Source organism: Sphingomonas sp. BK580 (assembly GCF_014194975.1).
In the GTDB taxonomy this organism is placed as follows: Bacteria; Pseudomonadota; Alphaproteobacteria; order Sphingomonadales; family Sphingomonadaceae; genus Sphingomonas.
Window position 1 is genome coordinate 416,751 of sequence record NZ_JACIAY010000003.1, and the last position, 25,579, is coordinate 442,329.

27 protein-coding genes and 2 tRNA genes are annotated in these 25,579 nt (G+C 70.9%); 16 read left to right on the plus strand and 13 right to left on the minus strand.

What is annotated here, in order from left to right; all coding sequences use genetic code 11:
• The first annotated feature begins 19 nt into the window (after positions 1–19).
• Entirely contained in the window at positions 20–1,333 is a 1,314-nt protein-coding gene (gene purB, locus FHY05_RS08520; RefSeq protein ID WP_183943931.1) for an adenylosuccinate lyase, read from the plus strand.
• A gap of 298 nt (positions 1,334–1,631) precedes the next feature.
• Here purB and FHY05_RS08525 read toward each other — a convergent pair whose 3' ends face one another.
• Together FHY05_RS08525 and FHY05_RS08530 are read right to left on the minus strand one after the other, a co-directional pair.
• Positions 1,632–2,120 carry a polymer-forming cytoskeletal protein gene (locus FHY05_RS08525; RefSeq protein ID WP_260181403.1) on the minus strand — a complete coding sequence of 163 codons (489 nt, stop codon included), beginning with the start codon at positions 2,118–2,120 and terminating at the stop codon, positions 1,632–1,634.
• Positions 2,121–2,122: 2 nt separating this feature from the next.
• Complete coding sequence (locus tag FHY05_RS08530; RefSeq protein WP_183943932.1) at positions 2,123–3,217, minus strand: M23 family metallopeptidase; 1,095 nt, start codon at positions 3,215–3,217, stop codon at positions 2,123–2,125.
• A gap of 225 nt (positions 3,218–3,442) precedes the next feature.
• Here FHY05_RS08530 and FHY05_RS08535 point away from each other — a divergent pair, with 225 nt between their 5' ends.
• Positions 3,443–4,036 carry a molybdenum cofactor guanylyltransferase gene (locus FHY05_RS08535; protein ID WP_183943933.1) on the plus strand — a complete coding sequence of 198 codons (594 nt, stop codon included), beginning with the start codon at positions 3,443–3,445 and terminating at the stop codon, positions 4,034–4,036.
• On the opposite strand, the gene FHY05_RS08540 is transcribed toward FHY05_RS08535, so the two are convergent.
• Positions 3,984–4,703 carry a FadR/GntR family transcriptional regulator gene (locus FHY05_RS08540; protein WP_311732413.1) on the minus strand — a complete coding sequence of 240 codons (720 nt, stop codon included), beginning with the start codon at positions 4,701–4,703 and terminating at the stop codon, positions 3,984–3,986. The two genes, FHY05_RS08535 and FHY05_RS08540, sit on opposite strands and share 53 nt — an antisense overlap.
• Before the next feature lie 245 nt (positions 4,704–4,948).
• Between FHY05_RS08540 and FHY05_RS08545 the strand changes: the two genes are divergently transcribed.
• From FHY05_RS08545 to FHY05_RS08565, 5 genes are all read left to right on the plus strand, one after another.
• The gene (locus FHY05_RS08545) at positions 4,949–6,091 is read left to right on the plus strand and encodes a cellulase family glycosylhydrolase (RefSeq protein WP_183943935.1); all 1,143 of its coding nucleotides are present in this window, start codon (positions 4,949–4,951) and stop codon (positions 6,089–6,091) included.
• Positions 6,088–7,002: a family 43 glycosylhydrolase gene (locus tag FHY05_RS08550; protein WP_183943936.1), complete on the plus strand. Its 915-nt coding sequence runs from the start codon at positions 6,088–6,090 to the stop codon at positions 7,000–7,002. Before FHY05_RS08545 ends, FHY05_RS08550 begins: the two co-directional genes overlap by 4 nt.
• Before the next feature lie 202 nt (positions 7,003–7,204).
• Positions 7,205–8,386: an HlyD family secretion protein gene (locus FHY05_RS08555; protein WP_260181404.1), complete on the plus strand. Its 1,182-nt coding sequence runs from the start codon at positions 7,205–7,207 to the stop codon at positions 8,384–8,386.
• A gap of 1 nt (position 8,387) precedes the next feature.
• The gene (locus FHY05_RS08560) at positions 8,388–9,968 is read left to right on the plus strand and encodes an MDR family MFS transporter (RefSeq protein ID WP_183943937.1); all 1,581 of its coding nucleotides are present in this window, start codon (positions 8,388–8,390) and stop codon (positions 9,966–9,968) included.
• Positions 9,968–11,500, plus strand: a complete 1,533-nt coding sequence (locus tag FHY05_RS08565; RefSeq protein WP_183943938.1) for an efflux transporter outer membrane subunit — start codon at positions 9,968–9,970, stop codon at positions 11,498–11,500. Before FHY05_RS08560 ends, FHY05_RS08565 begins: the two co-directional genes overlap by 1 nt.
• A gap of 98 nt (positions 11,501–11,598) precedes the next feature.
• On the opposite strand, the gene FHY05_RS08570 is transcribed toward FHY05_RS08565, so the two are convergent.
• Both FHY05_RS08570 and FHY05_RS08575 read right to left on the minus strand, forming a co-directional pair.
• On the minus strand, positions 11,599–12,660 hold the full coding sequence (locus tag FHY05_RS08570) for a hypothetical protein (RefSeq protein ID WP_183943939.1): 1,062 nt from the start codon (positions 12,658–12,660) through the stop codon (positions 11,599–11,601).
• Positions 12,661–12,745: 85 nt separating this feature from the next.
• Positions 12,746–13,342: a TetR/AcrR family transcriptional regulator gene (locus tag FHY05_RS08575; RefSeq protein ID WP_183943940.1), complete on the minus strand. Its 597-nt coding sequence runs from the start codon at positions 13,340–13,342 to the stop codon at positions 12,746–12,748.
• 103 nt (positions 13,343–13,445) lie between these two features.
• On the opposite strand from FHY05_RS08575, the gene ychF reads away from it, so the two are divergent.
• Positions 13,446–14,546, plus strand: coding sequence for a redox-regulated ATPase YchF (gene ychF / locus FHY05_RS08580; protein ID WP_183943941.1), 1,101 nt, complete (start codon positions 13,446–13,448; stop codon positions 14,544–14,546).
• A gap of 66 nt (positions 14,547–14,612) precedes the next feature.
• Here the strand turns inward: ychF and FHY05_RS08585 are convergent, their stop codons facing one another.
• A complete protein-coding gene (locus FHY05_RS08585) occupies positions 14,613–14,870 on the minus strand; it encodes a hypothetical protein (protein WP_183943942.1) in 258 nt (85 codons plus the stop codon).
• On the opposite strand from FHY05_RS08585, the gene FHY05_RS08590 reads away from it, so the two are divergent.
• From FHY05_RS08590 to FHY05_RS08605, 4 genes are all read left to right on the plus strand, one after another.
• Positions 14,869–15,249: a hypothetical protein gene (locus FHY05_RS08590; protein WP_183943943.1), complete on the plus strand. Its 381-nt coding sequence runs from the start codon at positions 14,869–14,871 to the stop codon at positions 15,247–15,249. The two genes, FHY05_RS08585 and FHY05_RS08590, sit on opposite strands and share 2 nt — an antisense overlap.
• Before the next feature lie 52 nt (positions 15,250–15,301).
• Entirely contained in the window at positions 15,302–16,780 is a 1,479-nt protein-coding gene (locus FHY05_RS08595; protein WP_183943944.1) for a hypothetical protein, read from the plus strand.
• An 83-nt stretch (positions 16,781–16,863) separates the two neighbouring features.
• Positions 16,864–18,201: an ectonucleotide pyrophosphatase/phosphodiesterase gene (locus FHY05_RS08600; RefSeq protein WP_183943945.1), complete on the plus strand. Its 1,338-nt coding sequence runs from the start codon at positions 16,864–16,866 to the stop codon at positions 18,199–18,201.
• Positions 18,202–18,272: 71 nt separating this feature from the next.
• Positions 18,273–18,722, plus strand: a complete 450-nt coding sequence (locus FHY05_RS08605; protein ID WP_183943946.1) for a MaoC family dehydratase — start codon at positions 18,273–18,275, stop codon at positions 18,720–18,722.
• Positions 18,723–18,839: 117 nt separating this feature from the next.
• On the opposite strand, the gene FHY05_RS08610 is transcribed toward FHY05_RS08605, so the two are convergent.
• Genes FHY05_RS08610 through gap form a run of 3 tightly spaced genes read right to left on the minus strand, consistent with a single transcriptional unit; the run spans position 18,840 to position 21,503 of the window.
• Positions 18,840–20,030, minus strand: a complete 1,191-nt coding sequence (locus FHY05_RS08610; protein ID WP_183943947.1) for a phosphoglycerate kinase — start codon at positions 20,028–20,030, stop codon at positions 18,840–18,842.
• Positions 19,955–20,500 carry an MOSC domain-containing protein gene (locus FHY05_RS08615; protein WP_311732414.1) on the minus strand — a complete coding sequence of 182 codons (546 nt, stop codon included), beginning with the start codon at positions 20,498–20,500 and terminating at the stop codon, positions 19,955–19,957. The genes FHY05_RS08610 and FHY05_RS08615 overlap by 76 nt, the downstream gene beginning before the upstream one ends.
• 1 nt (position 20,501) lies before the next feature.
• The gene (gene gap, locus FHY05_RS08620) at positions 20,502–21,503 is read right to left on the minus strand and encodes a type I glyceraldehyde-3-phosphate dehydrogenase (RefSeq protein WP_183943948.1); all 1,002 of its coding nucleotides are present in this window, start codon (positions 21,501–21,503) and stop codon (positions 20,502–20,504) included.
• Here gap and FHY05_RS08625 point away from each other — a divergent pair.
• The 4 genes from FHY05_RS08625 (at position 21,502) to FHY05_RS08640 (ending at position 23,061) form a co-directional block, all read left to right on the plus strand.
• A complete protein-coding gene (locus tag FHY05_RS08625) occupies positions 21,502–21,816 on the plus strand; it encodes a hypothetical protein (RefSeq protein WP_183944057.1) in 315 nt (104 codons plus the stop codon). The genes gap and FHY05_RS08625 overlap by 2 nt on opposite strands.
• On the plus strand, positions 21,816–22,121 hold the full coding sequence (locus tag FHY05_RS08630) for a cell division protein ZapA (protein WP_183943949.1): 306 nt from the start codon (positions 21,816–21,818) through the stop codon (positions 22,119–22,121). The genes FHY05_RS08625 and FHY05_RS08630 overlap by 1 nt, the downstream gene beginning before the upstream one ends.
• Before the next feature lie 185 nt (positions 22,122–22,306).
• Positions 22,307–22,858 (plus strand): 5-formyltetrahydrofolate cyclo-ligase, encoded by a 552-nt coding sequence (locus FHY05_RS08635; RefSeq protein WP_183943950.1) that lies wholly within the window; start codon positions 22,307–22,309, stop codon positions 22,856–22,858.
• On the plus strand, positions 22,855–23,061 hold the full coding sequence (locus FHY05_RS08640; protein ID WP_183943951.1) for a DUF2842 domain-containing protein: 207 nt from the start codon (positions 22,855–22,857) through the stop codon (positions 23,059–23,061). The genes FHY05_RS08635 and FHY05_RS08640 overlap by 4 nt, the downstream gene beginning before the upstream one ends.
• 234 nt (positions 23,062–23,295) lie before the next feature.
• Here the strand turns inward: FHY05_RS08640 and FHY05_RS08645 are convergent.
• The 4 genes from FHY05_RS08645 to FHY05_RS08660 all read right to left on the minus strand — a co-directional run bounded on the left by FHY05_RS08645 (position 23,296) and on the right by FHY05_RS08660 (position 25,579).
• Positions 23,296–23,372: transfer RNA gene (locus FHY05_RS08645), tRNA-Asp, on the minus strand.
• 76 nt (positions 23,373–23,448) lie between these two features.
• A tRNA-Asp gene (locus FHY05_RS08650) sits at positions 23,449–23,525 on the minus strand.
• Between the two features lie 53 nt (positions 23,526–23,578).
• Complete coding sequence (locus FHY05_RS08655) at positions 23,579–24,793, minus strand: AI-2E family transporter (protein ID WP_183943952.1); 1,215 nt, start codon at positions 24,791–24,793, stop codon at positions 23,579–23,581.
• A gap of 45 nt (positions 24,794–24,838) precedes the next feature.
• Positions 24,839–25,579 carry a Crp/Fnr family transcriptional regulator gene (locus tag FHY05_RS08660; RefSeq protein WP_260181405.1) on the minus strand — a complete coding sequence of 247 codons (741 nt, stop codon included), beginning with the start codon at positions 25,577–25,579 and terminating at the stop codon, positions 24,839–24,841.

Consider the following 25,579-nt stretch of genomic DNA (forward strand, 5'->3'; position numbering starts at 1 on the left):
TCGCTCCAGGACCGCGCGCATGATCCCCCGCTACTCCCGCCCCGAGATGACCGCGATCTGGACGCCCGAGGCGCGCTACGCGATCTGGTTCGAGATCGAGGCGCACGCCACCGAGAAGCTCGCCGAGCTCGGCGTCGTGCCGCAGAGCGCCGCCGACGCGCTCTGGGCGTGGTGGGCGACCAAGCCAGCGATCGACGTCGCCGCGATCGACGCGATCGAGGCCGTGACCAAGCACGACGTCATCGCCTTCCTCACCTGGGTCGCGGAGCAGGTCGGCGACGAGGCGCGCTTCATGCACCAGGGCATGACCTCGTCCGACGTGCTCGACACCACGCTCGCGGTACAGCTCGCCCGCGCCGCCGACCTGCTGCTCGCCGATCTCGGCCGGCTGCTCGAGGTGATCGAGCGCCGCGCGCGCGAGCATAAGCTCACGCCGACGATCGGGCGCAGCCACGGCATCCACGCCGAGCCGGTCACCTTCGGGCTCAAGCTGGCGCAGGCCTATGCCGAGTTCGACCGTTGCAGGACCCGGCTGATCGCGGCGCGCGCCGACATCGCCACCTGCGCGATCTCGGGCGCGGTCGGCACCTTCGCCAACGTCGATCCGCGCGTGGAGGAACATGTCGCCGCCGCGCTCGGCCTCGCGGTCGAGCCGGTCTCGACGCAGGTGATCCCGCGCGACCGCCACGCGATGTTCTTCGCGACGCTCGGCGTGATCGCCGGCTCGATCGAGCGCGTCGCCACCGAGGTGCGCCACCTGCAGCGCACCGAGGTGCTCGAGGCCGAGGAATATTTCTCGCCGGGGCAGAAGGGTTCGTCGGCGATGCCGCACAAGCGCAACCCGGTGCTCACCGAGAACCTGACCGGACTGGCGCGCATGGTGCGCGGCTACGTCACGCCCGCGCTCGAGAACGTGGCGCTGTGGCACGAGCGCGATATCTCGCACTCGTCGGTGGAGCGCTACATCGGGCCGGACGCCACGATCACGCTCGACTTCGCGCTCGCGCGGCTGACCGGGGTCATCGACAAGCTGCTCGTCTATCCCGAGCGCATGCAGAAGAACCTCGACCGCATGGGCGGGCTGGTCCACTCGCAGCGCGTGCTGCTCGCGCTGACCCAGGCGGGCGTGAGCCGCGAGGACGCCTACCGACTGGTGCAGCGTAACGCGATGCGGGTGTGGGAGTCGGACGGGGCCTTGTCGCTCCAGGAGTTGCTCAAGGGCGACCCCGAGGTGACCGCGGCGCTCTCCGCGGCCGAGATCGACGACAAGTTCGACCTCGGCTACCATCTCAAGCACGTCGACACGATCTTCACGCGCGTCTTCGGCGCCTAGCCTCGCGCGGCGCCACCGCAGCCCGATGGCTCGCCGGTGGCGCCCTTCGCCCGCTCCGCCCCGGACGCCCCTGGCTTTCGCCGATGCCGGCTCGTGCGGCGTCCGCGCACCGGAACCGTCCCGTCGCGCCGGGCCGGACCGGACCGGAAACCACGCTGCCGCCCACGCCTCCGCCGGTGTTCTCGGGCCCCATGGCTGCCGGATCATGTCCGGGACGACGGCAGCGCGCCGATCGCTCGGTGCATCCTATCGTCACAGGCAACCGCCCTGCCCTCGCACGGGGGAACCGCACCGGCGCTCAATCGAGGTAGCGTTCTTCCTCCTCGATCTCCTCGGCGTATTCCTCGGCCGGCGCGGTGAGCTCTGGCGGCACCACGATCGTGCTCTGCGCCGAGAAGCGTCCCTCGACCTGCGCACCGTTCTCGACCGCCAGCGTGCCGTAGCGGCAGTCGCCGAAGATGCGCGCGCTGCGTTCGATCACGAGATTGTCGGCGTTGATGCTACCCTCGACCTGGCCGGCGATGCGCGCCGCCTTCGCGACGATATTGCCGCGGATCACGCTCTCCGCGCCCTGCACCAGCGCGGCGCATTCCAGATCGCCGTCGATCCGGCCGTCGATATGGATGTCCACCGTGGCCGAGACGTTGCCCGTCACCACCACGTCGCCGCCGATCAGCGAGAAGGGCGTGTGCTTGGCGCCGGTCGCTGGCGCGGGCGGCACCAGCGCGGCGGCACGCGTGGGCGGCGGCGGCGGAGGCGGCGCATGCCGGCTGCCGAACATCGACATGGTCATCTTCCTTTCGTGTCGCCGAAGGCGAGGAACGGTTGCGGGTTCACCGCACTGCCGCGGAGGCGCACCTCGAAGTGGACGTGCGTCCCCGTGGATCGGCCGGTCGAGCCCATCCGCGCGATGCGTTGGCCGCGCACCACCTGCTCGCCGACGCTGACGTCGGCGCCGGAGAGATGGCCGTAGCGCGACGCAATACCGTCGCCATGATCGATCTCGACGAGCCGGCCATAGCCCGCGCGCTCGCCGACGAAGCTGACCCGCCCCGCCGCGGCGGCGTAGATCGGCTCGCCGTAGCGGCCGCGGAAATCCAGGCCGGCGTGGAAGGTCGGGCGGCCGGTGAAGGGATCGGCGCGCACGCCGAAGCTGCTCGTCTGGCTCGAACCGCGCGTCGGGCGGCCGGAGGGTACCGCGGCGGCACCCTGCCCGACCGCGGCCCAGTGAACGACCGCGGCGGCGAGCGCCTCCAGCGCGGCGGGCACGGCGGTGCCGTCGTCGGGCCAAGGGATCAGCGGCCCTCCCTCCGCTCGCCGGCCTCGCGCGGCGAGGCGCTCGGCGTCGAGTCCGAGCCGGCGCAGCGCCGCGGTGCGTTTCACCCGGTCGGCGTCGAACGACGTGCCGAGCCCGCGCGCGAACGCCTGCTGCGCGGCGTCGAGCGCGCCGAGCGTATCGTCCGCCCCCCGCACCGGCCGGTCCAACCCGTCCTGGACCAGCGGCTGCCCCAGCTTGGAGGCGACGAGTTGCTCGATCAGCCGCTGGCGCCGCAGCAGTTCGCGGAGCGCCACCGGATCATGCGCTGCGGCGCGGGACGGTGCGGTCCGCGGCGGGCGAGCCGCGCCCGGTGCGGGTGCGAGCACCGCGACGCGCGGCTCGGCGCGGCGTGGCGCGGGCGCGCGCAGGCCCCATATCACCGCGGTGAGCGTCCCGCCGCCCCACGTCAGCAGCACCAGCGCGCCGACGGTCACGGCGCGCAGCTGCGTCCGCCGCGTGATCCGGATGAAACGGACACGACCGTCGGAGCGGAGGAACAACTCGCGGTCCACGAAGGTCTGTCGCGACCATGCCGCGATCGCCCGCCACGAGCCGTTCTCCGACAAAAGACGCCATCCCGCGGTTGATCTCGCCCCGCGACTAACAATGGGCACCGGAACAAGCCAATGCGTCACGCGCCATTCTCGCCAGATCGGGCCAGTGGTTCGCGCCGACTTGACGAGGATTACCCTTCTACCAGCGACTTACTCTCGATGGTGCGGAGGAACTCTCGCGTAGTTGACGTGTCGAACACGCTTTCCTCCGGCGCCGTGACGCGCGACAAGGATGCGATGACCAGGATCCTCGGTGCCGTCCTCGCCGGCGGCCAGGCCCGCCGCTTCGGCAGTGACAAAGCTCTCGCGCCGCTGGACGGGACCGCGCTCCTCGATCACGCGCTCGCGAGCCTGGCGCCGCACGTCAGCGCATCGGTGGTGGTCGGGCGCGGCGAGGCACCGGTGCCGGTGGTGCGCGATCGACCGCACCCGGGGCTCGGCCCGCTCGGCGGCATCGCCGGCGCACTGGCGCACGCCGCGGGGGCGGGCTTCGACGCGGTGCTGACCACCGCCTGCGACACGCCGATGCTGCCGGAGTCGCTCGTCTCCGCGCTGCGCGCGGCGGGCGCCGCGCACGCGGCCGAGGCCCCGACGGTGGGTTATTGGCCCGTCACGCTGGCCGAGCCGCTCGCGGCCCACCTCGCCGAGGGCGGCGAGCGCTCGATCCGGCGCTGGGCGGCGCGGGCCGGGGTGGTCCCGGTCTGTCCCGGCCTCGTGCTGGCCAACGTCAACACACCCGACGACCTGATACGACTCGCGAGCGGCTCGGCCGCGCGGCTCAAGGCGCCGCGGCCTCACGCTCCTTCGCCTCGACCTGATCGATCAGGGTGAGCACGTTGACGATCAGCACGCGCATCGCCGCGCGCGCCGCCTCGGCGTCCCGGGCCAGGATCGCATCGCGCACCGCGGTATGTTCGGCGATGCTGGCCGACCGCCCGGAGATCCGGTTGGTGAAGCGGATCGAGGTGCGCAGCGCGGTCTCGACGATGTCGCGCAGCCGCGTGAAAAAGGGATTGTTCGAGGCCCGCAGCACGGCGACGTGGAAGGCGATGTCGGCGTCGAGCGTGTCGTCCTCGCCGCGTTCGGCGGCGCGCATCCGCTCCAGCCCCGCACTGACCGCGGCCTGCTGCTCGGGCGTCGCGCGCTGCGCCGCCAATGCCGCCCCCTCCGGCTCCATGGCGATGCGCAATTCGTTGAACTGGCGCAGCAACTCGATCGATAGCTTGCGCTCGAGCAACCAGCGCAGCACGTCCGGATCGAACAGGTTCCACGCGTCCTGCGGGCGCACGAACGTGCCCTGCTTGGGCCGCGCCCCGAGCAGGCCCTTGGCCGCGAGCATCTTGACCGCCTCGCGCGTGACCGAGCGGCTGACACCGTGCGCCTTGACGATCTCGGCTTCATTCGGGAAAGGTCGGTCGGCATAATCGCCGACCACGATCGCGCGCCCGAGCACCTCCTGAAGGCCATAGGTGAGGTTGCGACCGAGTTCATGCTGCACTGGCGGAGCCCCGTAGCTGACGTCAGGCCCTGATCGGCCCAACGGACGATCCTAGCGAGGACGATCGGTATCGAGAAGATTAATCATGCTTGGCGCGTGCGCAGCCTGGGACAGGCGGGGCGGTCAGCACCAGCAGCAAAGCTTTGATATGATTATACTACTTTTCGCTTACCACAGGCACGTTTAGGGTGCGATAAGCCAGGCAAAGCCTTATTCCTGGGCGAGAAAATAAGAGAGGAGACGAGATGATCCGGCATCTGCTGCTCGCCGGCACGGCTGCGCTGGCCGCCCTGACGGGCCTAGCGGGGGCGTCGCCTGCCGACGCCCGAGCGATGTGGTCGAAGGACGAGGCGAACCGCTGGTACGGCGGGCAGCCCTGGCTGGTGGGCGCCAATTACACCAACCGCTCCGCGATCAACCAGTTCGAGATGTGGCAGGCGGACACGTTCAATCCCGGCCAGATCGACCAGGAGCTCGGCTGGGCCCAGGCGATGGGGATGAACGTGATGCGCGTCTATCTCCACAACATGTTGTGGGAGAACGACGCCGCCGGGCTCAAGCAGCGTATGGGGCAATTCCTTGACATCGCGGAGCGGCACCATATCCGCGTCATGTTCGTGCTGTTCGACAGCTGCTGGGACCCGGACCCGGTCGCCGGACCGCAGCGGCCGCCGATCCCGGGCGTACACAATTCCGGCTGGATGCAGGCGCCAGGCGCGGCGCGGCTCGCGGATGCCAGCCAGTACGGCAAGTTCGAGGCCTATGTGAAGGACGTCGTCGGCACCTTCGCGCGCGACAAGCGCGTCGTCGCGTGGGACGTGTGGAACGAGCCCAACAACTCGGGCGGCGGCAACTACAAGCCCACCCCGCGCAAGACCGCGCTGGTCGCCGGCCTGCTCGGCCAGGTGTTCGACTGGGCGCGCAGCGTCGACCCGACCCAGCCGCTCACCAGCGGCCTGTGGATCGGCGAGAGCTGGGACCGGCAGGACACGCTCGACGCGGTCGAGAAGATCCAGGTCGCGCAGTCCGACGTGATGAGCTTCCACGACTATAACTGGCCCGAGCAGTGGGAGAAGCGCGCGCGCCAGATGGCGAGCTACGGCCGCCCCGTGCTGTGCAGCGAGTATATGGCGCGCGGCAACGGCTCCACCTTCGACGGCTCGCTGCCGCTCGGCAAGAAACTGAGGGTCGCGATGTTCAACTGGGGCTTCGTCGACGGCAAGACGCAGACCCGCATGCCGTGGGACAGCTGGAAGAAGCCCTACACCTACGAGGAGCCGACGGTGTGGTTCCACGAGGTGCTGCGCGCCGATGGCACGCCCTATCGGGCGGCCGAGGTCGCGCTGATCAAGCGGCTGACGACCGAGGCCAACGGCGCGCCGCGGTGAGGCGCCGCGCGCCGCTGGCGCTCGCCGCCACGCTGCTCGCCGGCTGCGCCACGCCGGCGCACAACCCGCTGTTCGCGGGCGCGGACCCCGCGGTGCTGGTAGAGCGAGGCACGGTGCGGCTGCTGCCGACCGGCGGCGGCGACACGCTGCGCGGCTGGGTGCGCGAGCGCGGCCGCTGGCGCACCGGGCCGCCGCTGATCGCGCTCGCCGATATCCGCTGGGCGCCCGACGGCGCGCCGCGCCACTTCCTCTGGGCGCCCGACATGCTGGCGGCCAACGGGCGCTATTATCTCTATTACTCGATCGGGCCGCAGAACCCGACGCCGAGCCGCATCGGCGTCGCCACCGCCACCAGCCCCGACGGCCCCTTCGTCGACTCGGGCCGGCCGCTGCTCACCGGTGGCGCGGGCTTCGAGGCGATCGACCCGGCGGTGTTCGCCGACCCCCGCGACGGCCGCACCTACCTGCTCGCGGGCGGCAGCGCGGGCGCGCGCCTGCGGATGTTCGAGCTCGCGCCCGACCGCGTCTCGATCGCGCGCGAGCTGCCGGTGACGCCACCGCCCGAGTTCACCGAGGGCGCCTATCTGCACGAGCGAGGCGGCACCTATTATCTGTCGTACAGCCACGGCCGCTACAATCACGGCGACTATTCCATCCACTATGAGACCGCGCCGAGCGTGGTCGGTCCCTGGACCTATCGCGGGCGGCTGCTCGCCAGCGATGCGCGCTACAAGGGGCCGGGACACCACAGCTTCTTCCGCGATCCGGCGGACGGGCGCTGGAAGATCGCCTATCATCGCTGGGAGCATGTCAGCGGCGACGGTCCCTACCGCGGCGAGCGCCAGGTCGCGATCGAGACGATCCGCTACCTGCCCGACGGTCGCATCGCGCCGATCCGGATGACGCCCTAGGCTTCTCGGCGACTCCTCAGCGCCTCCCCGTCCCGGGCAAGATCTTGCCCTCACCCGCCACCTTTCTCCCGCCGCGACGTTACGTCCGCGATGGCGCGCCCTTGTCAACGCCGACAACCGGACATATTGTCCGCTTACAACGACTCGCCGACCGCCCGCGGAATGCCTCCGCGGGCGGTCTGCTGCTGCTGGACGAGACGACATGGCTGAACAGGCTGCGCACGAGAACGACATGCCTGGAGAGGAAGCCGACAGCGATGACGGGGAGCGGCAAGCGCCCGCGAAGCGCAGGATGAGCGGTCGTGCCAAGACGATCCTGATCGCGCTGGCGCTCGGCGCGCTGGCGGGGATCGCGATCTGGTACCTGCGCTACGAGAGCCACGGGAAGTATCTGCAGGACACCAACGACGCGCAGGTGCGCGCCGACATGGTGATCGTCGCGCCACGCGTCGCGGGCTATGTCGCCGAGGTCTTCGTGCGGGACAATCAGGACGTTCGCGCCGGCCAGCCGCTGGTCCGCATCGACCCACGCGACTCGCGCGCGCAGGCCGAGCAGGCCAACGCGCAGATCGCGGTCGCCAACGCGCAGGCCGACAGCGCGCGTGCGCAGGTCGAGGAGCAATATGCCGCGATCGATCAGGCGCAGGCGCAGCTCACCGCCGCGCAGGCGCGCGCGGCGCACGACGCCGCAGAGGTGCGGCGCTACCGCCCGCTCGCCGCCTCCGGCGCGGAGAGCCGCGAGCAGCTCGCCTCGCTCGAGCTCGCCGCGCGTCAGTCAGCGGACCAGGCGCGCGCCCAGGCCGCCGCAGTCGAGATGCAGCGCCGCCGCGTCGCCTCGTACGAGACCCAGATCCGCCAGGGACTGGCGCAGGCGCAGGCGGCGCGCGCGCAGCTCGCCTCGGCCAACGTCAACGTCGGCGCGACGCTGATCCGCGCCGCGATCGCCGGCCGCATCGGCGACAAGACGGTGGAGGTCGGCCAATATGCGCAGACCGGCACCCGGCTGATGTCGCTGGTGCCGCTCGACAAGCTCTACGTCACCGCCAACTTCAAGGAGACGCAGCTGGCGCTGATGCGCCCGGGCCAGCCGGTCGAGATCAAGGTCGACGCGCTCGATGGGATCACGCTCAAGGGCCGCGTCGCCAGTTTCTCGCCGGGTACGGGCGCGCAGTTCTCGCTGCTGCCGCCGCAGAACGCGACCGGCAATTTCACGAAGATCACGCAGCGCGTGCCGGTGCGGATCGAGCTGGAGGCCACGCCCGAGGTGCGCCGCCTGCTCGTGCCGGGCCTGTCGGTGACCGCGACGGTCGACACGATCTCGGCCAAGGACGAGATCGACCGCCTGCGCGAGCGCCAGCAGCAGCTCAACCAGCGGGAGCGCTGAGATGGCGAGCGCGGCCGCACCGGGCCGCGGCGCTTCCCCTGTCTCGACGCGGGAAGCGCCGCAGCGCGCCGATCTCGCCGCGTGGCTGGCGGTGGCGGCGGGTACCCTCGGCGCCTTCATGGCGACGCTCGATATCTCGATCGTCAACTCGGCGCTGCCGACGATCCAGGGCGAGATCGGTGCCAGCGGTACCGAGGGAGCCTGGGTCGCGACCGCCTATCTCGTCGCCGAGATCGTCATCATCCCGATGTCGGCCTGGCTCACCCGCTTGCTCGGGCTGCGCACCTTCCTGCTGATCGCGGCGGTGCTGTTCACGGTCTTCTCGGTGCTGTGCGGCACCGCCGACACGCTGCCGCAGATGATCGTCGGGCGCATCGGCCAAGGCTTCACCGGGGGCGCGATGATCCCCACCGCGCAGACCATCATCGCGCAGCGGCTTCCGCGCGAGCAGCAGCCGATCGGCATCTCCGCCTTCGGCATGACCGCGATCCTCGGCCCGGTGCTCGGCCCGCTGGTTGGTGGCTGGCTGACCGAGAACATCAGCTGGCATTACGCCTTCTTCATCAACCTGCCGATCTGCGCGGTCCTCGTCGTGCTGCTGCTCGTCGGGCTCAAGCACGAGAAGGCGCAGCTGCACCTGATCGGCGAGGCCGACTGGCTCGGCATCCTCGGCCTGGCGCTCGGGCTCGGCGGGCTCACCGTCTTCCTCGAGGAGGGCCAGCGCGAGCAATGGTTCTCATCCGAGCTGATCCGCTACATGGCCGCCACCTCGCTGTTCGGTTTCGCGCTGCTGATGGCGGGCCAGTTCCTCGCGCGCCGGCCGATCATCAAGCTGCGGCTGCTGCTCGATCGCCAGTTCGGCTCCGTCGCGATGATGGGCATGGTGGTGGGTGTGGTGCTCTACGGCACCTCCTACGCGATCCCGCAGTTCCTCGCCGCGATCGCGGACTATAACGCGCTGCAATCGGGCAAGGTGGTGCTGCTGTCGGGCATCCCCAGCTTCTTCATGATGGCGATTGTGCCGATCCTGCTGCGCCACGTCGACGTGCGGATAGCGGTCGGCACCGGTCTGGTGATCATGGGCGTCTCCGCGCTGCTCGACTCGACGCTGACGATCGACGCGGTCGGCGCCGACTTCGTCGAGTCGCAGCTGCTGCGCGGCGTCGGGCAGATCCTGGCGATGCTGTTTCTCAGCCAGGCGGCGGTGCGCTCGGTGCCCCCGGTGGAGGCGGGCGACGCGTCCGGGCTGTTCAACTCGGCGCGCAATCTCGGCGGCAGCTTCGCGCTCGCCGGCATCTCGGTGATCCAGGACCAGCGCAGCTGGTTCCACAGCCGCCGCATCGAGGAGACGCTCAACGCCAATTCGGTGATGGTGCAGGACTATATCAACGGCACCGCGCAGTCGCTGGGTGGCCGGTCGACCGCGCTGCGTGCGCTCGGCCAGCAGATCCAGGGCCAGGCGCTGGTGATGACCTACAACGACATCTTCTGGATCATGGGCATGGGGACGCTGGCGGTGCTGCCGCTCGTGCTGTTCCTCCGCCCGCTACCCAAGGGCGCCCCTCCGGCGGCGACACATTGATGCGAAACGCTCCCTCCCCCGCTCTCGCGCTGCTGCCGCTGGCTCTGCTCGGCGCCTGCACCGTCGGCCCCGACTATCACGGCCCGCCTGCGACCGCTGCCGACGCCGTGCAGCGCGGCAGCTTCGTCCGTGCCGGCGACCCGGCGCTCCGCCCCGGACCGGGCGTGGCGCGCTGGTGGGAGGGGCTCGGCGACGCGACGCTGACCGCGCTGGTCGATGACGCGCTCGCGCACAGCCCGACCATCGACGCGGCGGAGGCGCGCATCCGCGAGGCCGGTGCGCGGCTGCGCACCCAGCGCGCCAACCAGCTGCCGAGCATCAGCCCGAGCGCGACCTATCTCCACGCGCGCCTGCCCGGCACCGCGCTCGGCGGCAGTGGCGGCAGTGGCGGCAACGACGCGGGCGATGCCGGGTCATCGGGTGGATCCAGCAGCAGCGCCGTCGACTTCTACAATCTCGGCGGTACCGCCTCCTGGGAGCCCGACTTCTTCGGCGCGCGCCGCCGCGGAGTCGAGGGCGCCCGCGCCACGGTCGAGGAGCGGTTCGCCGACCTCGCCGACGCGCAGGTCAGCCTCTCGGCGCAGGTGGCACAGGCTTATGTCGGCTTGCGCGACGTGCAGGAGCGTGTGCGGCTCAACGCCGAGTCGAGCCGGCTGCAACAGCGCCAGCTCGAGCTCACCCGGCAGCGCTACGCCGCGGGCGCGGCGTCGCAGCTCCAGGTCGAGCGGTTGCAGAACCAGCTCGAGAGCACCGACGCGCAGCGCATCCCGCTGGGCGCACAGGTCGCGCAATATCTCGACCAGCTCGCGGTGCTGACCGGTCGAACCCCCGGCGCGCTCGACCAGACGCTCACCGCCGCCGGGACCGTGCCGCTGCCGCCCGCTGAGGTGCCGATCGGCGACCCCGCCGCCTTGATCGCGCACCGGCCGGACATCCGCTCGGCCGAGCGCGCGCTCGCCGCCAGCACTGCCCAGATCGGGGTGAACACCGCCAAGCTGTTTCCGTCGCTGAGCTTCCTCGGCATCTTCGGGCTCGGCGGCACCAACATCGGCGACGTGGTCGATCCCGACAAGCTCACCGCCTTGGTCGCGCCGATGCTGAGCTGGTCGTTCCTCGATTTCGGCCGCACCCGCGCTGCGATCGACCAATCGAAGGCGCAGCGCGACCTCGCCGCGGCGCAATACCGCGAGCGCGTGCTGGAGGCGTTGCAGGATGCCGAGACCAGCCTCTCGCGCTTCGGCAACATTCGGCTGCAATATGCGCAGCTGCTCCGCGCCGAACAGTCCGCCGCTCGAGCCGCGACGCTCAACGGTCAGCGCGTCGCCGCCGGCACGAGCAACGTGATCGACCAGCTCGATGTCGAGCGCCAGCGCCTCTCGGCCGCCATCGCGGTGGCGCAGGCGAGGGCGCAGCTCACCGACAGTTACATCGCGGTGCAGAAGAGCCTCGGGCTGGGGTGGAGCGAACCGCCGCCCGCCGACGGTGAGAGATCGGTGCCCGGCGACGCGAGCGAGCCGGCCGGTCGCGGCTGACGCCGGGCCTCGTCATCGCGCGTGGACGGATCGTGTCGGCGGCCGACCTTCTCAGAGCGTCGTCGTCGATCACGGGCGCAACGCGCCGGGACAACGTCTCACGCGATGCTGACCTCCGCCACGCTGAGCAGCCCGGAGGGTCCCAACGAGGCGGCGATGGCGCTCGCCTCCATCCGCGCGCCGACGTCGGCCGCCGCGTGCCGCCGCTCGCCGCGATGACCGGCGCGTCGTAGCGAACGGATCAGGCTGGCCGCCTCGCCCGCCACCGCATCGGGACCGTCGCTCGTGTCGAACAGCGGGAGAAGCCGGGACGAGCGCTTCACCAGCGTCGCGCCGAGCCCACGCAGGTTGCGTTCACCTGCGATGCCGCGCACCGCGGCCGCCGCGCGCGCGACCTCTTCCGCGTCGCTCGAGGGATCATCGAGCGCCATCGGCGCCGACCGGAGCGACATCTCGGCCGCTGCCTCGCCGGCAAGCGGCGGCGACTCGTCCTTGTGGGACGCTTGCGGCGCCACGATCGGCACCGAGGCGACCACGTCGGCGCCACTACGCCCGGCGGTGGCGCAGTCACGCTCGGCGGCGCTGATGGCGCGGGCGAGATCTTCGAGTTCGTCCGCCAGCGCGAGCGCCGCGCCTCGATCACCGCGGAGGATCGCCGCCATCGCCTGCATCTTGAGCAGCGCCAGCTTCTGCCGCAGGGCCGCCAGCGCGCGAGCGGCCAGTTGCCTGCGGTTCGACACCGCCAGCTTGGCCATCCGCACCGCCACTTCCTCCATCACCTGGAGGCGGCGCTTGGCCTCGCCGTCGTCGCGGTGGGTCAACGGCGTCTCCGTCGCCGCCATGCCACTGGCCGCGAGCCGCGACGGCCGCGACGCCGATTCCGACAGCGTGGCATAGGAGGCGCGCCCCCAGTCGCCGCGCGCGAGGGCGAAGGCGGAAGGGTCACTATAATCCGGAACGTGCTGCACCGGTCGTGCGGCGCTCACTGCTGTCACGATGCTCATGGTCGCTCCCCGATTCGTCCCCGGCCCGCGGCGGGGTTGCCAACGCAGCGGAGCACGATCGACGAACACCAGAAACGGACAATGCCGCGCGAGGTACTCCGTAGCTGTCCAACTATATAGCGGACTTCGCCACGTCCGCGGTCGGATCGCGGCCACTAGATTCACCGATCTGACGGGGCCGCCCACGGGACACTCGTCGAGGCACGAGGGGCGGGCTCGAGACCCGATCGCGACTTGACTTCTAAGGTGTTGGTATTGGTCGCGGTCTAAGTCCGGCCAGCAGCAGTCGCACCGCATCCTCGACCTGCTGACGTCGCTCCGCCGCGCTGCTATGCTTGAGCAGCAGTCCGCTCAACATCCGCATCGCCAGTACCAGGTCGCGCGCGCCCAGCTCCGGCGCGAGCATACCGTCGCGGCGCGCGCGCGCCGCTACCGGCTCGAACAGCTCCTCCAGGCGGCGGCGCAGTCCATCGAAGGCGGCTCGATCGGCGCCGTCGCGCGGCATATCGAGCGCGAGCCGCGCGAACAAGGTCGCGGCGTCGGCGCCCTCCAGCACCACCTGCGCCAGCGCCTGGTCGAGCGCCAGCGCGGGATCGAGCCGCGCTTGCATGCGCTCGACCTCCTGCTCGAACACTGCCAAGGCCAGCGCCATGCGGTCTTTGAAGTTGCGGTAGAACGTTCCGCGCCCCACGCCCGCGGCGTCGGCGATGTCTTCCAGCGGCACGAAATAGCCCGCGCGCGCGAAGCAGAGCCGCGCCGCCTCGATCAGCGCGTCGCGGCGGGCCTGCGCGTCGCGCCGCAGGGGGCGCGCCGCCGCCACGCTGATCTCGTCGCTCATGAGCCCCTGTTAGAGGCTGCGCGGCAACGGGGAAAGCATGGCCTAGCCAGCGACGCGCCCCTCGCCTATCTGGCGCGCTTTCCCCATCACACAGGTTCTTCCCATGGGTTTCCGCTGCGGCATCGTGGGCCTGCCCAACGTCGGCAAGTCCACCCTCTTCAACGCGCTGACCGAGACGGCCGCGGCGCAGGCCGCCAATTATCCGTTCTGCACGATCGAGCCGAACGTCGGCAACGTCGGCGTGCCCGACCCGCGGCTCGCCAAGCTGGCCGAGATCGCCAAGTCGGCCAAAGTGATCGAGACTCAGCTCGGCTTCGTCGACATCGCCGGTCTGGTGCGCGGCGCCAGCAAGGGCGAGGGCCTGGGCAACCAGTTCCTCGGCAACATCCGCGAGGTCGACGCGATCGTCCACGTGCTGCGCTGCTTCGAGAACGACGACATCCAGCACGTCGACAATCGCGTCGACCCGATCGCCGACGCCGAGACGGTCGAGACCGAGCTGATGCTCTCCGACCTGGAGAGTCTCGAGAAACGCGTTCCCAACCTCGCCAAGAAGGGTCAGCAGGGCGACAAGGAGGCCAAGCTCGCCGCGGTCGTGCTCGGGCGCGCGCTCGACCTGCTCCGCGACGGCAAGCCCGCGCGGCTGACCGAGGCGAACGACGCCGAGGAGGCGCGCGTGCTCGATCAGGCGCAGCTGCTCACCGCCAAGCCGGTGCTGTACGTCTGCAACGTCAACGAGGAGCATGCCGCGGCGGGCAACGATTACTCCGCGCGCGTCTTCGCCAAGGCCAGGGCAGAGGGCGCGCAGGCGGTGGTGGTCTCGGCCGCGATCGAGGCCGAGATCGCGACCATGCCCGCGGACGAGCGGGGCGAGTTTCTGTCCGAGCTCGGGCTGGAGGAGACCGGACTCGCGCGCGTGATTCGCGCCGGGTACGAATTGCTCCACCTGCTCACTTTCTTCACCGTCGGCCCGAAGGAGGCGCGCGCCTGGACGATCGAGGCGGGCTCCAAGGCGCCGCAGGCGGCCGGCGCGATCCACTCCGATTTCGAGCGCGGCTTCATCCGCGCCGAGACGATCGCGTTCGACGATTATGTCAGCTGCGGCGGCGAGGCGGGCGCGCGCGACGCGGGCAAGCTGCGGCAGGAGGGCAAGGAATATGTCGTCCACGACGGCGACGTCATGCTGTTCCGCTTCAACGTGTGACCTCGCCGCCGGCGGTCGCGCTGGTGGTGGTCGGTCGCGTCGCCGTGGACCTGCTGTCACATACCGCTATTTGGCGGGCGGGCCCTTCACGACGGGCTGGTCGAGCAGGTTGGCGTAGGGCGCGCTGGTCGGGGCGCCGGGCGCGTCGCGCGGTTCCATCCACTCCGCCTCGTTGCCCGGTGCGGGCGTGATCTGCATCACCGGTGTCTTGGGCGCCGGCCCGGTCGGGCTGGGCGCGGGCGCGGCCTGGTTGCCGCCATTCTCCTTGCCGCCGCCACCGCAGGCCGCCAGGGAGAGGAGAAGCAGGAGAGGGAATGCGCGCATGACGGGACAAAGCGCCAGCGCGCCGCACGTTCCCGCCGGCTGGCGCGAGCGCGTGCGAGCGGCTAGGGCCGCGGCGATGCTCCGGCTGTTCGTCTCGCTCCTCGCGCTGCTGCTCGCGCTCCCCGCGACGGCGGCACCGGCGTGCCACGAGCCCACCGTCGCGATGTCAGCGCCGGTCCAGCACCACGAGCACCGGCCCGCCGCCCCCGCGTCGGCGGCGGCGCACGATTGCCTCGGCTGCGTGCCGCCACTCGATCTCGCGGGCGGCATCGTCGTGTCACCGTGGCGCCCGGCCGAGCGGCAGCGGCCGCCGATGCGCGCGAGCATGACCGCCGGCGCGCTGCTGGTGCCGCTCTCCCCGCCTCCGCGCGCGGCGTGAACCACCGGGGCGATGCGCCCCGGTCCGTCATGTCTGCAACCGGAGAATATCGATGTTCCGCCACACCCTGCGTGCCGCCGCCGCGGCCGCTGCCCTGTGCCCGACGCTGGCGTCGGCGCAGCACCACCCGCCCGTCTCCGCACAGAAGCCCTCGCCCACGCCTGACCCCGGTCCGGGCGACGCCGATCCGATGGATCATCGCGCGATGGATCATCACGCGCTGGGTCATGCCGGCACGACGCCGGACGCTTCAGGCACGTCCCACGATCACGCCGGCATGGACGACATGGTGCCGGCGCTCACCGCACCGACCAGGTGGCGCGACGCATCCGACGCCGCTCTGGCCCACGCGCCCGAGGGTGCCGCCATGCCTGGCATGACGATGGGCACCGCCGCCGGCTGGTACACGCCCGGCAGCGGCACCGCGCGCAACCCCGCCGGCGAGGGGCCGATGCGCGGGGCGATGCTTCACGTCGGCGACTGGATGCTGATGGCGCACGGTTACGCCTGGACGATGGTCACCGATCAGGGCGGTCCGCGCGGCGGTGACGGCGCCTATGTGCAATCCATGGCCATGATCATGGCCGACAACGATCTGACCGATCGGGTTCACCTCCAGCTCCGCGGCATGGGGAGCCTGGAGCCCGCGATGGGCGCGCGCGGCTACCCCAACCTCCTCGCCACCGGCGAGACCGCGAACGGCCGCGCGCTGGTCGACCGCCAGCACCCGCACGACCTGTTCATGGAGCTGGCCGCGCGGCTCGACTATCGGCTCGGCGGCGACACCAGCCTGTTCGTCTACGCCGCCCCCGTCGGCGAGCCCGCCCTGGGGCCGAGCGCCTTCATGCACCGCGGCTCGGCACGCTACCTCCCGATGTCGCCGATCACGCACCATTGGTTCGACTCGACCCACATCACCTATGGCGTGCTCACCGCGGGCGTCTCCGCGCCCAAGGTCCAGCTGGAGGGTTCGTGGTTTAAGGGCCGCGAGCCCGACGAGCGGCGCTGGGGCTTCGATCCCGTGCGGCTCGACTCGTGGAGCGTGCGCGGCACCTGGACGCCTTCGCCCTATGTCGCACTGCAGGTCAGCCACGGCCGGCTGAAGGAGCCCGAGGCGCTCCATCCCGGCGAGGACGAGGATCGTACCACCGCGAGCGTGCAATATGCCCGCGCCGGGTTGGCGACGACGCTGGCCTGGTCGCGCAAGGATCGCCAGCCCGGCGAGGTGCTCGACGCCTTCCTCGCCGAGGCGACCTACGAGCTGACCCCGCGGCACGCGGTCTTCGCGCGGGTGGAGAATGTCGCCAACGACGAACTCTTCCCCGACCACGACGATTCGCTCCACGACCGGCGCTTCCGCGTCACCAAGGCGGAGGCGGGCTATGCCTATCGGCTGCCGATCGTCGGGCCGCTCGGCGTCGCGCTGGGCGGCACGGTCGCGGCCTATGCCAAGCCGGCGGCGCTCGACGCCGTCTATGGCGACTCGCCGGTGAGCTGGACGCTGTTCGCCAAGTTCGCGGTCGGCCTCTAGCGGCCGCGGCCCCTCGTCTCGCGACGGCGGGCTCCGTCGCCGCGAGACTTTTCCCCGTCATCGCAGCGGCGTAAGCGCCCGGCATGACGCTACGCCCGCTTCTCGCCGCCGCGCTCCTCACCCTCGGCGCCTGCGCCTATCCCTATACGCCGCCGTCCTTGCCGCCGGTGACCGCGCCCGCGTCGCCTGCCCCGTCTCCCGCCGCTCACGCGGGTGCCGCGGCACCGACGGCGCGCGCGCCCGTCCCCACCCCGGTGACGATCCTCGTCTCAATTGACGGCTTCCGCCCCGACTATCTCGCCCGCGGCGTCACCCCGCGGCTCTCGGCGCTCGCTGCCGGCGGGGTCAGCGCGGCGATGCGGCCCTCCTTCCCGTCCAAGACCTTCCCCAATCACTGGACGCTCGTCACCGGGCTGGTGCCGGACCGGCACGGGATCGTCGCCAATCGAATGGAGGACAAGGCGCGGCCCGGCGAGACCTTCACCATGGCAACCGACGATCCGTTCTGGTGGAACGCCGCCGAACCCTTGTGGGTCACCGCCGAGCGCGCCGGCATGCCGACCGCGACGATGTTCTGGCCGGGCTCGAACGTCGCCTGGGGCGGCATGCGCGATCCCGCCCGCCCGCACGAGCGCGCCGGCGTCCGCCCGCGCGACTGGCAGCAGTACAACGAGGCGGTGAGCGACCGACAGCGAGTCGAGGCGGTGGTCGACTGGCTGCGGCGCCCGCCAGAGGCACGACCGCGGTTCGTCACGCTCTACTTCGACGAGGTCGACACCGCCGGCCACGATTACGGCCCTACTGACCAGCGAACCCTGGCTTCGGTCGCCGCTGTCGACGCGAGCGTCGGTCGACTGGTGGACGGACTCGCCGCGTTGGGTCAGTCCGCCAACCTCGTGATCGTCTCCGACCATGGCATGGCGCCGATCGCGCCCGAGCGGCGCATCGCGATCGAGTCGATCGTCCCGGCGACCGACGCGCGGGTGGTCGAGAGCGGCCCCTATGCGACGTTCGCGCCGCTGCCTGGACGCGACGCGGCGGTGGCGCAGGCGCTGCTGCGCCCGCACCCGCACATGGCATGCTGGCGCAAGGAGGCGCTGCCGGCGCGCTTCCGCTATGGCCGCAACGCGCGCGTGCCCGCCTTCCTCTGCCTGGCCGAGGACGGTGCCGCGGGCGGCTGGATCCTCGCGAGGAACGCGACCGACGAGGCCACCCATCGCGGCGCGCACGGCTATGACAACGACTCACCGGACATGCGCGCATTGTTCATCGCCAACGGGCCGTCCTTCGCCGCGGGCGAGCGGCTGCCGACCTTCGACAACACCGACGTGGCGCCGCTGCTGCGCGACCTGCTCGGCCTGCCCGCCGGCGTCGGGCTGGACGGCGACGTCGCGCCGTTCCGCCGCGTGCTGCGGCGCTGACGAGCGCCGCAGCCGCTTGAACCAAGGACGGGGATCTGGCGATATGAGATCGCGAGAGGAGAGCGGCGCGGGTGCAATATTTCGAGGACATCGCGGTCGGCGCGACCGCCCGCTTCGGCGACTATGCCGTCACGCGTGACGAGGTGATCGAGTTCGCGCGCAAGTTCGATCCCCAACCATTTCATCTCTCCGACGAGGCCGCGGCGGCGACGCATTTCGGTCGGCTCTCGGCGAGCGGCTGGCACAGCTGCGCGATGGTGATGGCGATGCTGGTCGAGCACTTGCGCGCGATCGAGCAGGCCGGGCTCGGCTCGCCCGGCATCGACGAGCTGCGCTGGCTCACGCCGATCTATCCGGGCGACCGGCTACGCTGCGAGACCGAGGTGCTCGACAAGCGCGTCTCACGCTCCCGACCCGAGATGGGGATCTACAAGAGCCGCCTCACCGCCTTCAACCAGCACGACGTCGCGGTGCTGACGATGGTGTCCAACGCGCTGATCGCGACGCGGCCGACCGGTTGAGGGTCGCCATGCTCCTGCGCACGCAGGAGCCCAGCACGACGGAGCGACGCCCCCGCGGCTGGCCCCCGCAACCGCAGGCGCACGGCGGCGCGAGGCGTTACCCTCGCCTCAGCCTCGTTACCGCTGGAGCGCGGCCACGCCCGGCAGCTCGCGGCCTTCCATCCACTCCAGGAAGGCACCGCCAGCGGTCGAGACGAAGCTGAACTGCTCGGCCACCCCTGCCTGGTTGAGCGCCGCGACGGTGTCGCCGCCGCCCGCGACCGAGACGAGGCTGCCCTCCTTGGTCAGCGCCGCCGCGGTGCGCGCCAGCGCCACGGTCGCGGCGTCGAACGGCGGCGTCTCGAAGGCGCCGAGCGGGCCGTTCCACACGAGCGTGCGGCAGGTCTTGAGCACGTCGCCCAGCGCCTCCACCGCGGCAGGACCGACGTCGAGGATCATCTCGTCGGCGGCGACCTCGTGGACGTTGACGGTGCGCACCGGCGGGTTGGCGCGAAACTCGGTCGCGACCACCACGTCATAGGGCAGGTGGACGGTGCAGCCGGCGCGGTCGGCGGCCTCCAGAATCTCCTCGGCGGTGCCGGTGAGATCGTGCTCGCACAGGCTCTTGCCCACGTTCACGCCGCGCGCGGCGAGGAAGGTATTGGCCATGCCGCCGCCGATGATGAGATGATCCACCTTGCCGACGAGGTGCTTGAGCACGTCGAGCTTGGTCGAGACCTTGGCGCCACCGACCACCGCCGCGACGGGATGCTCGGGCGCGCCGAGCGCCTTCTCCAGCGCGTCGAGCTCGGCCTCCATCGCGCGGCCGGCATAGGCCGGGAGCACCTGCGCCAGCCCCGCGGTCGAGGCGTGCGCGCGGTGCGCGGCCGAGAAGGCGTCGTTGACGTAGAGGTCGCCGAGCGCGGCGATGCGGTCGATCGTCTCGAGGTCGTTCTTCTCCTCGCCGGCGAAGTAGCGCGTGTTCTCCAGCACCGCGACGTCGCCGGGCTGGAGCGTGGCGACCGCCTCGGCGGCGCCCGCCCAGTCGACGAAGCGCACCGGCCGACCGAGCACGGTCTCATACGGCCGGGTGATCTGCGCGAGCGAGAACTCGGGCGCGGGCTGCCCCTTGGGGCGGCCGAAATGCGCCAGCACGAGCACGATCGCGCCCTTGTCGGCGAGCTCGGCGACGGTCGCGACGGTGGCGCGCAGCCGCGTGTCGTCGGTGACGTGGCCGTCCTTGAAGGGGACGTTCAGATCCTCGCGGACGAGGACCCGCTTGCCGGCGACGTCGCCGATGTCGTCGAGCGTTCGAAAAGACTTGGCCATGGGTCCTCGATCCTGATCCTGTCACCGACGGCGATCGTGCCGCCCTGTATCACCATCGCGCAGGCGCCGCCGCGCCAGTCGGGCGTCATCGCCTGCTTGAGGCCGGGGGCGAGCGCTTCCATCCGCTCGCACGGGTCGCACTCGCGCGTGATCTCGAGCAGCACGTCCGCGCCGATGCGGAGCACCGCGCCGGCGCGCTGCGGCAGGTCGAGCGCGTCGACCAGCAGGTTGGCGCGCCGCTCGGTCCAGTCGATCGTGTGACCGACCAGCCGCATCGCCGCCTCCCAGTCGCCGCGCTCGATCAGCGTGACCTGGCGCTTGTACGGCTTGCCGCGCATCGCCCCGCGGAAATCGCCGTGGACGCCGCGCGCGAGCGACACCTCGGCGCGCGCGACCGTCTCGACCGGCGCGCGCGGGCGGGCGTGACGCGCGATGCCGAGCAGCACGCCCGTCCCGCCCCCGCGCTCCACCTCAGCCGAGCTTCGCCATCGCGGTCGCGGTGTCGACCATGCGGTTCGAGAAGCCCCACTCATTGTCGTACCAGCTGACCACGCGGACCAGCTTGCCGTCGATCACCGCGGTCTCGAGGCTGTCGACCGTCGACGAATAGGGCGTGTGGACGATGTCGATCGAGACGAGCGGCTCGTCCGAATAATGCAGCACGCCCTTCATCGCGCCCTCGGCCGCGGCCTTGAGGAGCTGGTTGACCTCTTCCTTGCTGGTGTCGCGCTTCGGCGTGAAGGTGAGGTCGACGAGGCTGCCGTCGGGCACGGGCACGCGGATCGCCGAGCCGTCTAGCTTGCCCTTCAGCTCGGGCAGCACCTCGCCCACCGCGCGCGCCGCCCCGGTCGTCGTCGGGATGATGTTCATCGCCGCCGCGCGGGCACGGCGCAGGTCGCTGTGGATCTGGTCGAGGATCTTCTGATCGTTCGTGTAGGCGTGGATCGTCGTCATCAGGCCGCGCTCGATCCCGATCGCGTCGTTGAGCACCTTGGCGACGGGCGCGAGGCAGTTGGTGGTGCACGACGCGTTGGACACGATCGTGTGCCCGGCCTCGAGCCTGTCGTGGTTGACGCCGTAGACCACGGTGAGGTCGACGTTCTTGGCGGGCGCCGAGATCAGCACCTTCTTGGCGCCCGCGTCGATATGCTTCTGCGCGCTGGCACGATCGGTGAAGAAGCCGGTGCACTCCAGCACGATGTCGACGCCCAGCTCGCGGTGCGGCAGGTTGGCGGGATCGCGCTCGGCGGTGACGCGGATGCGCTTGCCGTCGATCACCATGTCCTGACCGTCGGCCTCGACCGTACCCGCATATTTGCCATGGACGCTGTCGCGGCTGAACAGCCACGCGTTCGACTTGGTGTCGGCGAGATCGTTGATCGCCACCAGCTCGAGGTCGCTGCCCCGCTCGATCAGCGCGCGCGCCACCAGCCGCCCGATCCGTCCGAAGCCGTTGATCGCTACCTTGGTCATGCGCCTGTCTCCGCGTAAGTTCGGTGTCGCGCGGGTCTTTGCGCCGGACGGCGCGCGGCCGTCAACCGCTGCGGTGCATCCACTCGTCTCCGCGCCATCTTGTCGGCGCGCGCGCGCGATCCTATCGCCTCTCAACATGGACAACCCAGCGATCGACCGGCTCGATGCCGCCATCACCCGCGTCGAACGCGTCTTGGAACAGCGCCTCGCCGCGGCCGCCACGCTCGCGCGCCGCCACGACGCGCTCCGCGAGAAGATGAGCGAGGCGGTCGCCGCGCTCGATGAGATCATCGCGCGCGGAGGACAGGACTGATGGCACGCGTGACGCTGCGCATCGGCGAGACGAGCTACGACCTGGGCTGTCGCGACGGCGGCGAGGCGCGGCTGATGCAGGCCGCCGCGCTGATCGACGAGCGCTGGGACGACGCGCGCCGCGCCGCCGGCGCGGGCGGGGTCAATCGCACGATGCTGCTCGCCGCGCTGATGGTGGCCGACGCGCTGATCGAGGCGCGCGAGGCACCCCCACCCGAGACGCCGGAGGGGATCGCGCTCGACCGCCTGTCGGAACGGCTCGAGAAGCTCGCCGCGGCCCTTGAGCAGGCGCCGCCGACGTCCTAAGTAGGGCTCGGCGGGTTCTGCCCGGTACGAGCTTATACATATCCCTGAGGCTATTCATCTTCCATGGGGGTTGTCCCTGCCCGGATCCTGGTCCGACGTACATGATCCCCACCTGACGTACTGGGCGTCAGTGGATACATCGGCCAACGGCCATGGCGGTCCCGCCACCCGCCCCCTTTGCCTCGATGACTGACAAGCGCGCGCTCCGCGCCGCCGCGCGGGCCACGCGCGACGCCTTCGTCGCGGCGGGTGCTCCTGCGCTGCCCTGCCCGCGCGAGTTCGTCGCGCTGCTCGCGCCCGGCCTGGTGGTGGCGAGCTACGCGCCGGTCGGCAGCGAGGCCGATCCGTGCGAGCTGGAGGCCGCCGCCGTCGCCGCCGGCTGCCGCCTCGCGCTGCCGCACGTGGTCGATCGCGCCACGCCGATCCGCTTCCTCGCCTGGGCCGCCGAGCACGCCCTCTCGGAAGGGCCGTTCGGCCTGAGACAGCCCGTCGGAACACTCCCGTCGCTCGTCCCCGACATCGTTCTCACCCCTTTGGTGGCGTTCGACGCCGCGCTCAACCGCGTCGGCCAGGGGGCGGGCCATTACGACCGCGCCTTCGCGACCTATCCCGCGGCACGCCGCATCGGTATCGCATGGAGCGTGCAGCAGCTCGACTCGATCACCCCCGACCCCTGGGACGCCCCGCTCGACGCGATCGTCACGGAGCGCGGCTGGCTCGCGAAGGCGGCGCGATGACGCCGTCGTGGCGCAAGCCGGTGGGCATGCTCGCCATCCTGCTGCTGATCGCGCTCTGGTGCGTGGCGATCGCCTCGCTCTCCGGCGTGATCGGGCGCTGGCCCGCGCTGGCGCAGCTCGGCTTCTATCTTGTCACCGGGATCGTCTGGATCACGCCGCTCAAGCCGCTGCTGCGCTGGATGGAGACCGGGCGCTGGCGGTGAGGTGACGGCGCGACGCTGACGTCTTCCACCTCACGCGTCCTTCCGCGCAGCGGTTCGCCCCTATTCGGCATTTCCGCGAAGACGCGCATCCCGATGCGCCGCGCTCGCGCTGGGGCTGACGCGCCCGCGCGTCTGGATCCCGGCCGGCGCGGGGATTCGGTATATGGGAATGAGCATGAAGCTCGGAAGGCGTGTGGGGAAGGCGCTGCCGCGTAGGACCAATACCACCGACCGTGGCGCGAGTGACGGGGCTCGAACCCGCGACCTCCGGCGTGACAGGCCGGCGCTCTAACCAACTGAGCTACACCCGCAACATGCCGCGCCGGACCGAACCGGCCCGCTGCGACGTTCGACGGTCATGCTTGGATCTGCGGCCTCCCCGAGGGGTGGCGCGAGTGACGGGGCTCGAACCCGCGACCTCCGGCGTGACAGGCCGGCGCTCTAACCAACTGAGCTACACCCGCTTGCAGAAGCGTGAGGCGCGCCAACTAGGCGGCACGCCGGGGGCTGTCAACGGCTATTCGGCGTCTTTCTCGCCGCGCCGCGCGAGCACGCCGGGGCGCCCCTCACGGGTGCGAGTCAGCGTACCGTGCTCGAACAGGAAGCCGGCGATATCGGGGCGTCCCGCGGCCGACAGGATGGTCTGCACGATGATGAGGATCGGCACCGCCAGCAGCGCGCCCACCGTGCCCCACACCCAACCCCAGAAGGAGATCGAGATCAGGATCATCACCGGATTGATGGTGAGCCGGTGACCGACGATCAGCGGCGTGACCACGTTCGCCTCGATCAGATGCGCGCCGTACATGATCGCGGGCGCCGAGAGCGCGGTCCACACGTCGCTGAAGGTCATCAGCCCGCCTACCGCGAGCAGCAGCGCCGCCACCACCGGGCCGAAATACGGGATGTAATTGAGCAGCGCGACGATGCCGCCCCACATGAGCGGGAACGGCATGCCGAGCAGGTGGAGCGCTCCCGCGATGATCGCTCCGAGAGCGACGTTGATGATCGTGATCGTGCCCAGATAGGAGGAGACGTCGTCGACCATCTCCTGCAGCACGCGCGCGGTCGCCATCGCGCCGCCGAAGCTGGCACGCTCGGTGATCATGCGCTCGCGCGTGCGCGTCCACCCCGACAGGAAGAAGAAGGCGACCAGGATCGCGTAGAAGACCTGGATGATCACCGCGGGCGCCGAGGTGGCGGCGAGCTCGACGATCGAGCTGGGCGGCGCCACCGCGGCAGTGGGTGACGGCCGCACGGGCGTGCTGGCGATCTGGCGCAGCGTGCGGTTGGCGTATTTCTCCAGACTGGAATAGAGATCGAGCAGCGGCGCGAGATTGTCCTGGATGCGCCCGATCCGCGACGGCAGCAGGCGGAAGAACTCGGTCGCGGGCACGACGATCGCGGCGAGCGCGACGTTGGCGATCACCAGGAACAGCAGCACGCAGACCAGCGCCGCCACCGCCGAGGGCAGCCGGCGCCGCTCGAGCCACTCGAGCAACGGGATCAGCGCGAGCGCAACCACCAGCGCCACCGCGGTCGGCATGAAGAATTCGGCGCCCGCCTTGAGCGCGAACGGCAGGCCGAGCATCAGCCCGATCCCGGCGGTCAGCGTCAGGGCCGCCAGCAGCCGGTCGCGCCGCAACACCACCTGCGGGTGCCCCTCCGCCGACAGAGCGGCGGCGTCGGGCGGGAGCGTGACCGGCGCTGACGTCGGCGGGTGATCGGCCATCGAGGAAAACCTAGTGAGAGGAAAGCGGCGCGAGAGCGCTGGGGTTCAGGCGGCAGCGGCCTGCCAGGGTCCTTCCTCGAGGTAGAGGTAATCGGGATCGAACTCGCCGACGCGGGCCAACCCGACCTCATCGAGGATCGTCACCGTGCCGCGCACCGCCTCGACCAGTTTCTCCTCGCGCAGCCGCCGCAGCGTGCGGTTGACGTGGACGCTGGTGAGCCCGCACGCCTCGCCGAGGTCCTGCTGGATCAGCGCGAGCTCGAACACGCCGTCGCCGCCGCGTCCGGTCGCCTTGAGCCGATGATAGGTCTCGAGCAGGAAATGCGCGATCCGTCCGGCGGCATCGAGCCGGCCGATACGGAAGATCCACTCGCGATGCAGGGCAGCGTCGAGCAGGGTCGAACGCCACAGGATTCGCGCCAGCCGGGGATGATCGGCGACGATGGAGTCGATCGCCGCATGCGGGATCACCGCCACGCGTGCCTCGGTCAGCGTGCCGACGTCATGGTCCAGCCGGTGCAGCGGGTAACCGTGCAGGTCGACGAAGTCGCCCGGCACCTGCAAGGCGACGAGCTGGCGAAAGCCGTCGCGCGCGTCCATGTAGCGGCACATCGCGCCGTCGAGCAGCAGGGTGCTGTAGCGAAGCCGGTCGCCGCGTCGCGTGACGATCGTACGCGCGGGCAGCGTGTCGATGCGATCGACCGCGCGCTCAAGGACGTCCTTGTCGGCCTCGCTCATCGACTCGCGGCCGCGCCCGCGCAGGAAATCCCGAGTTACGCGCATCAT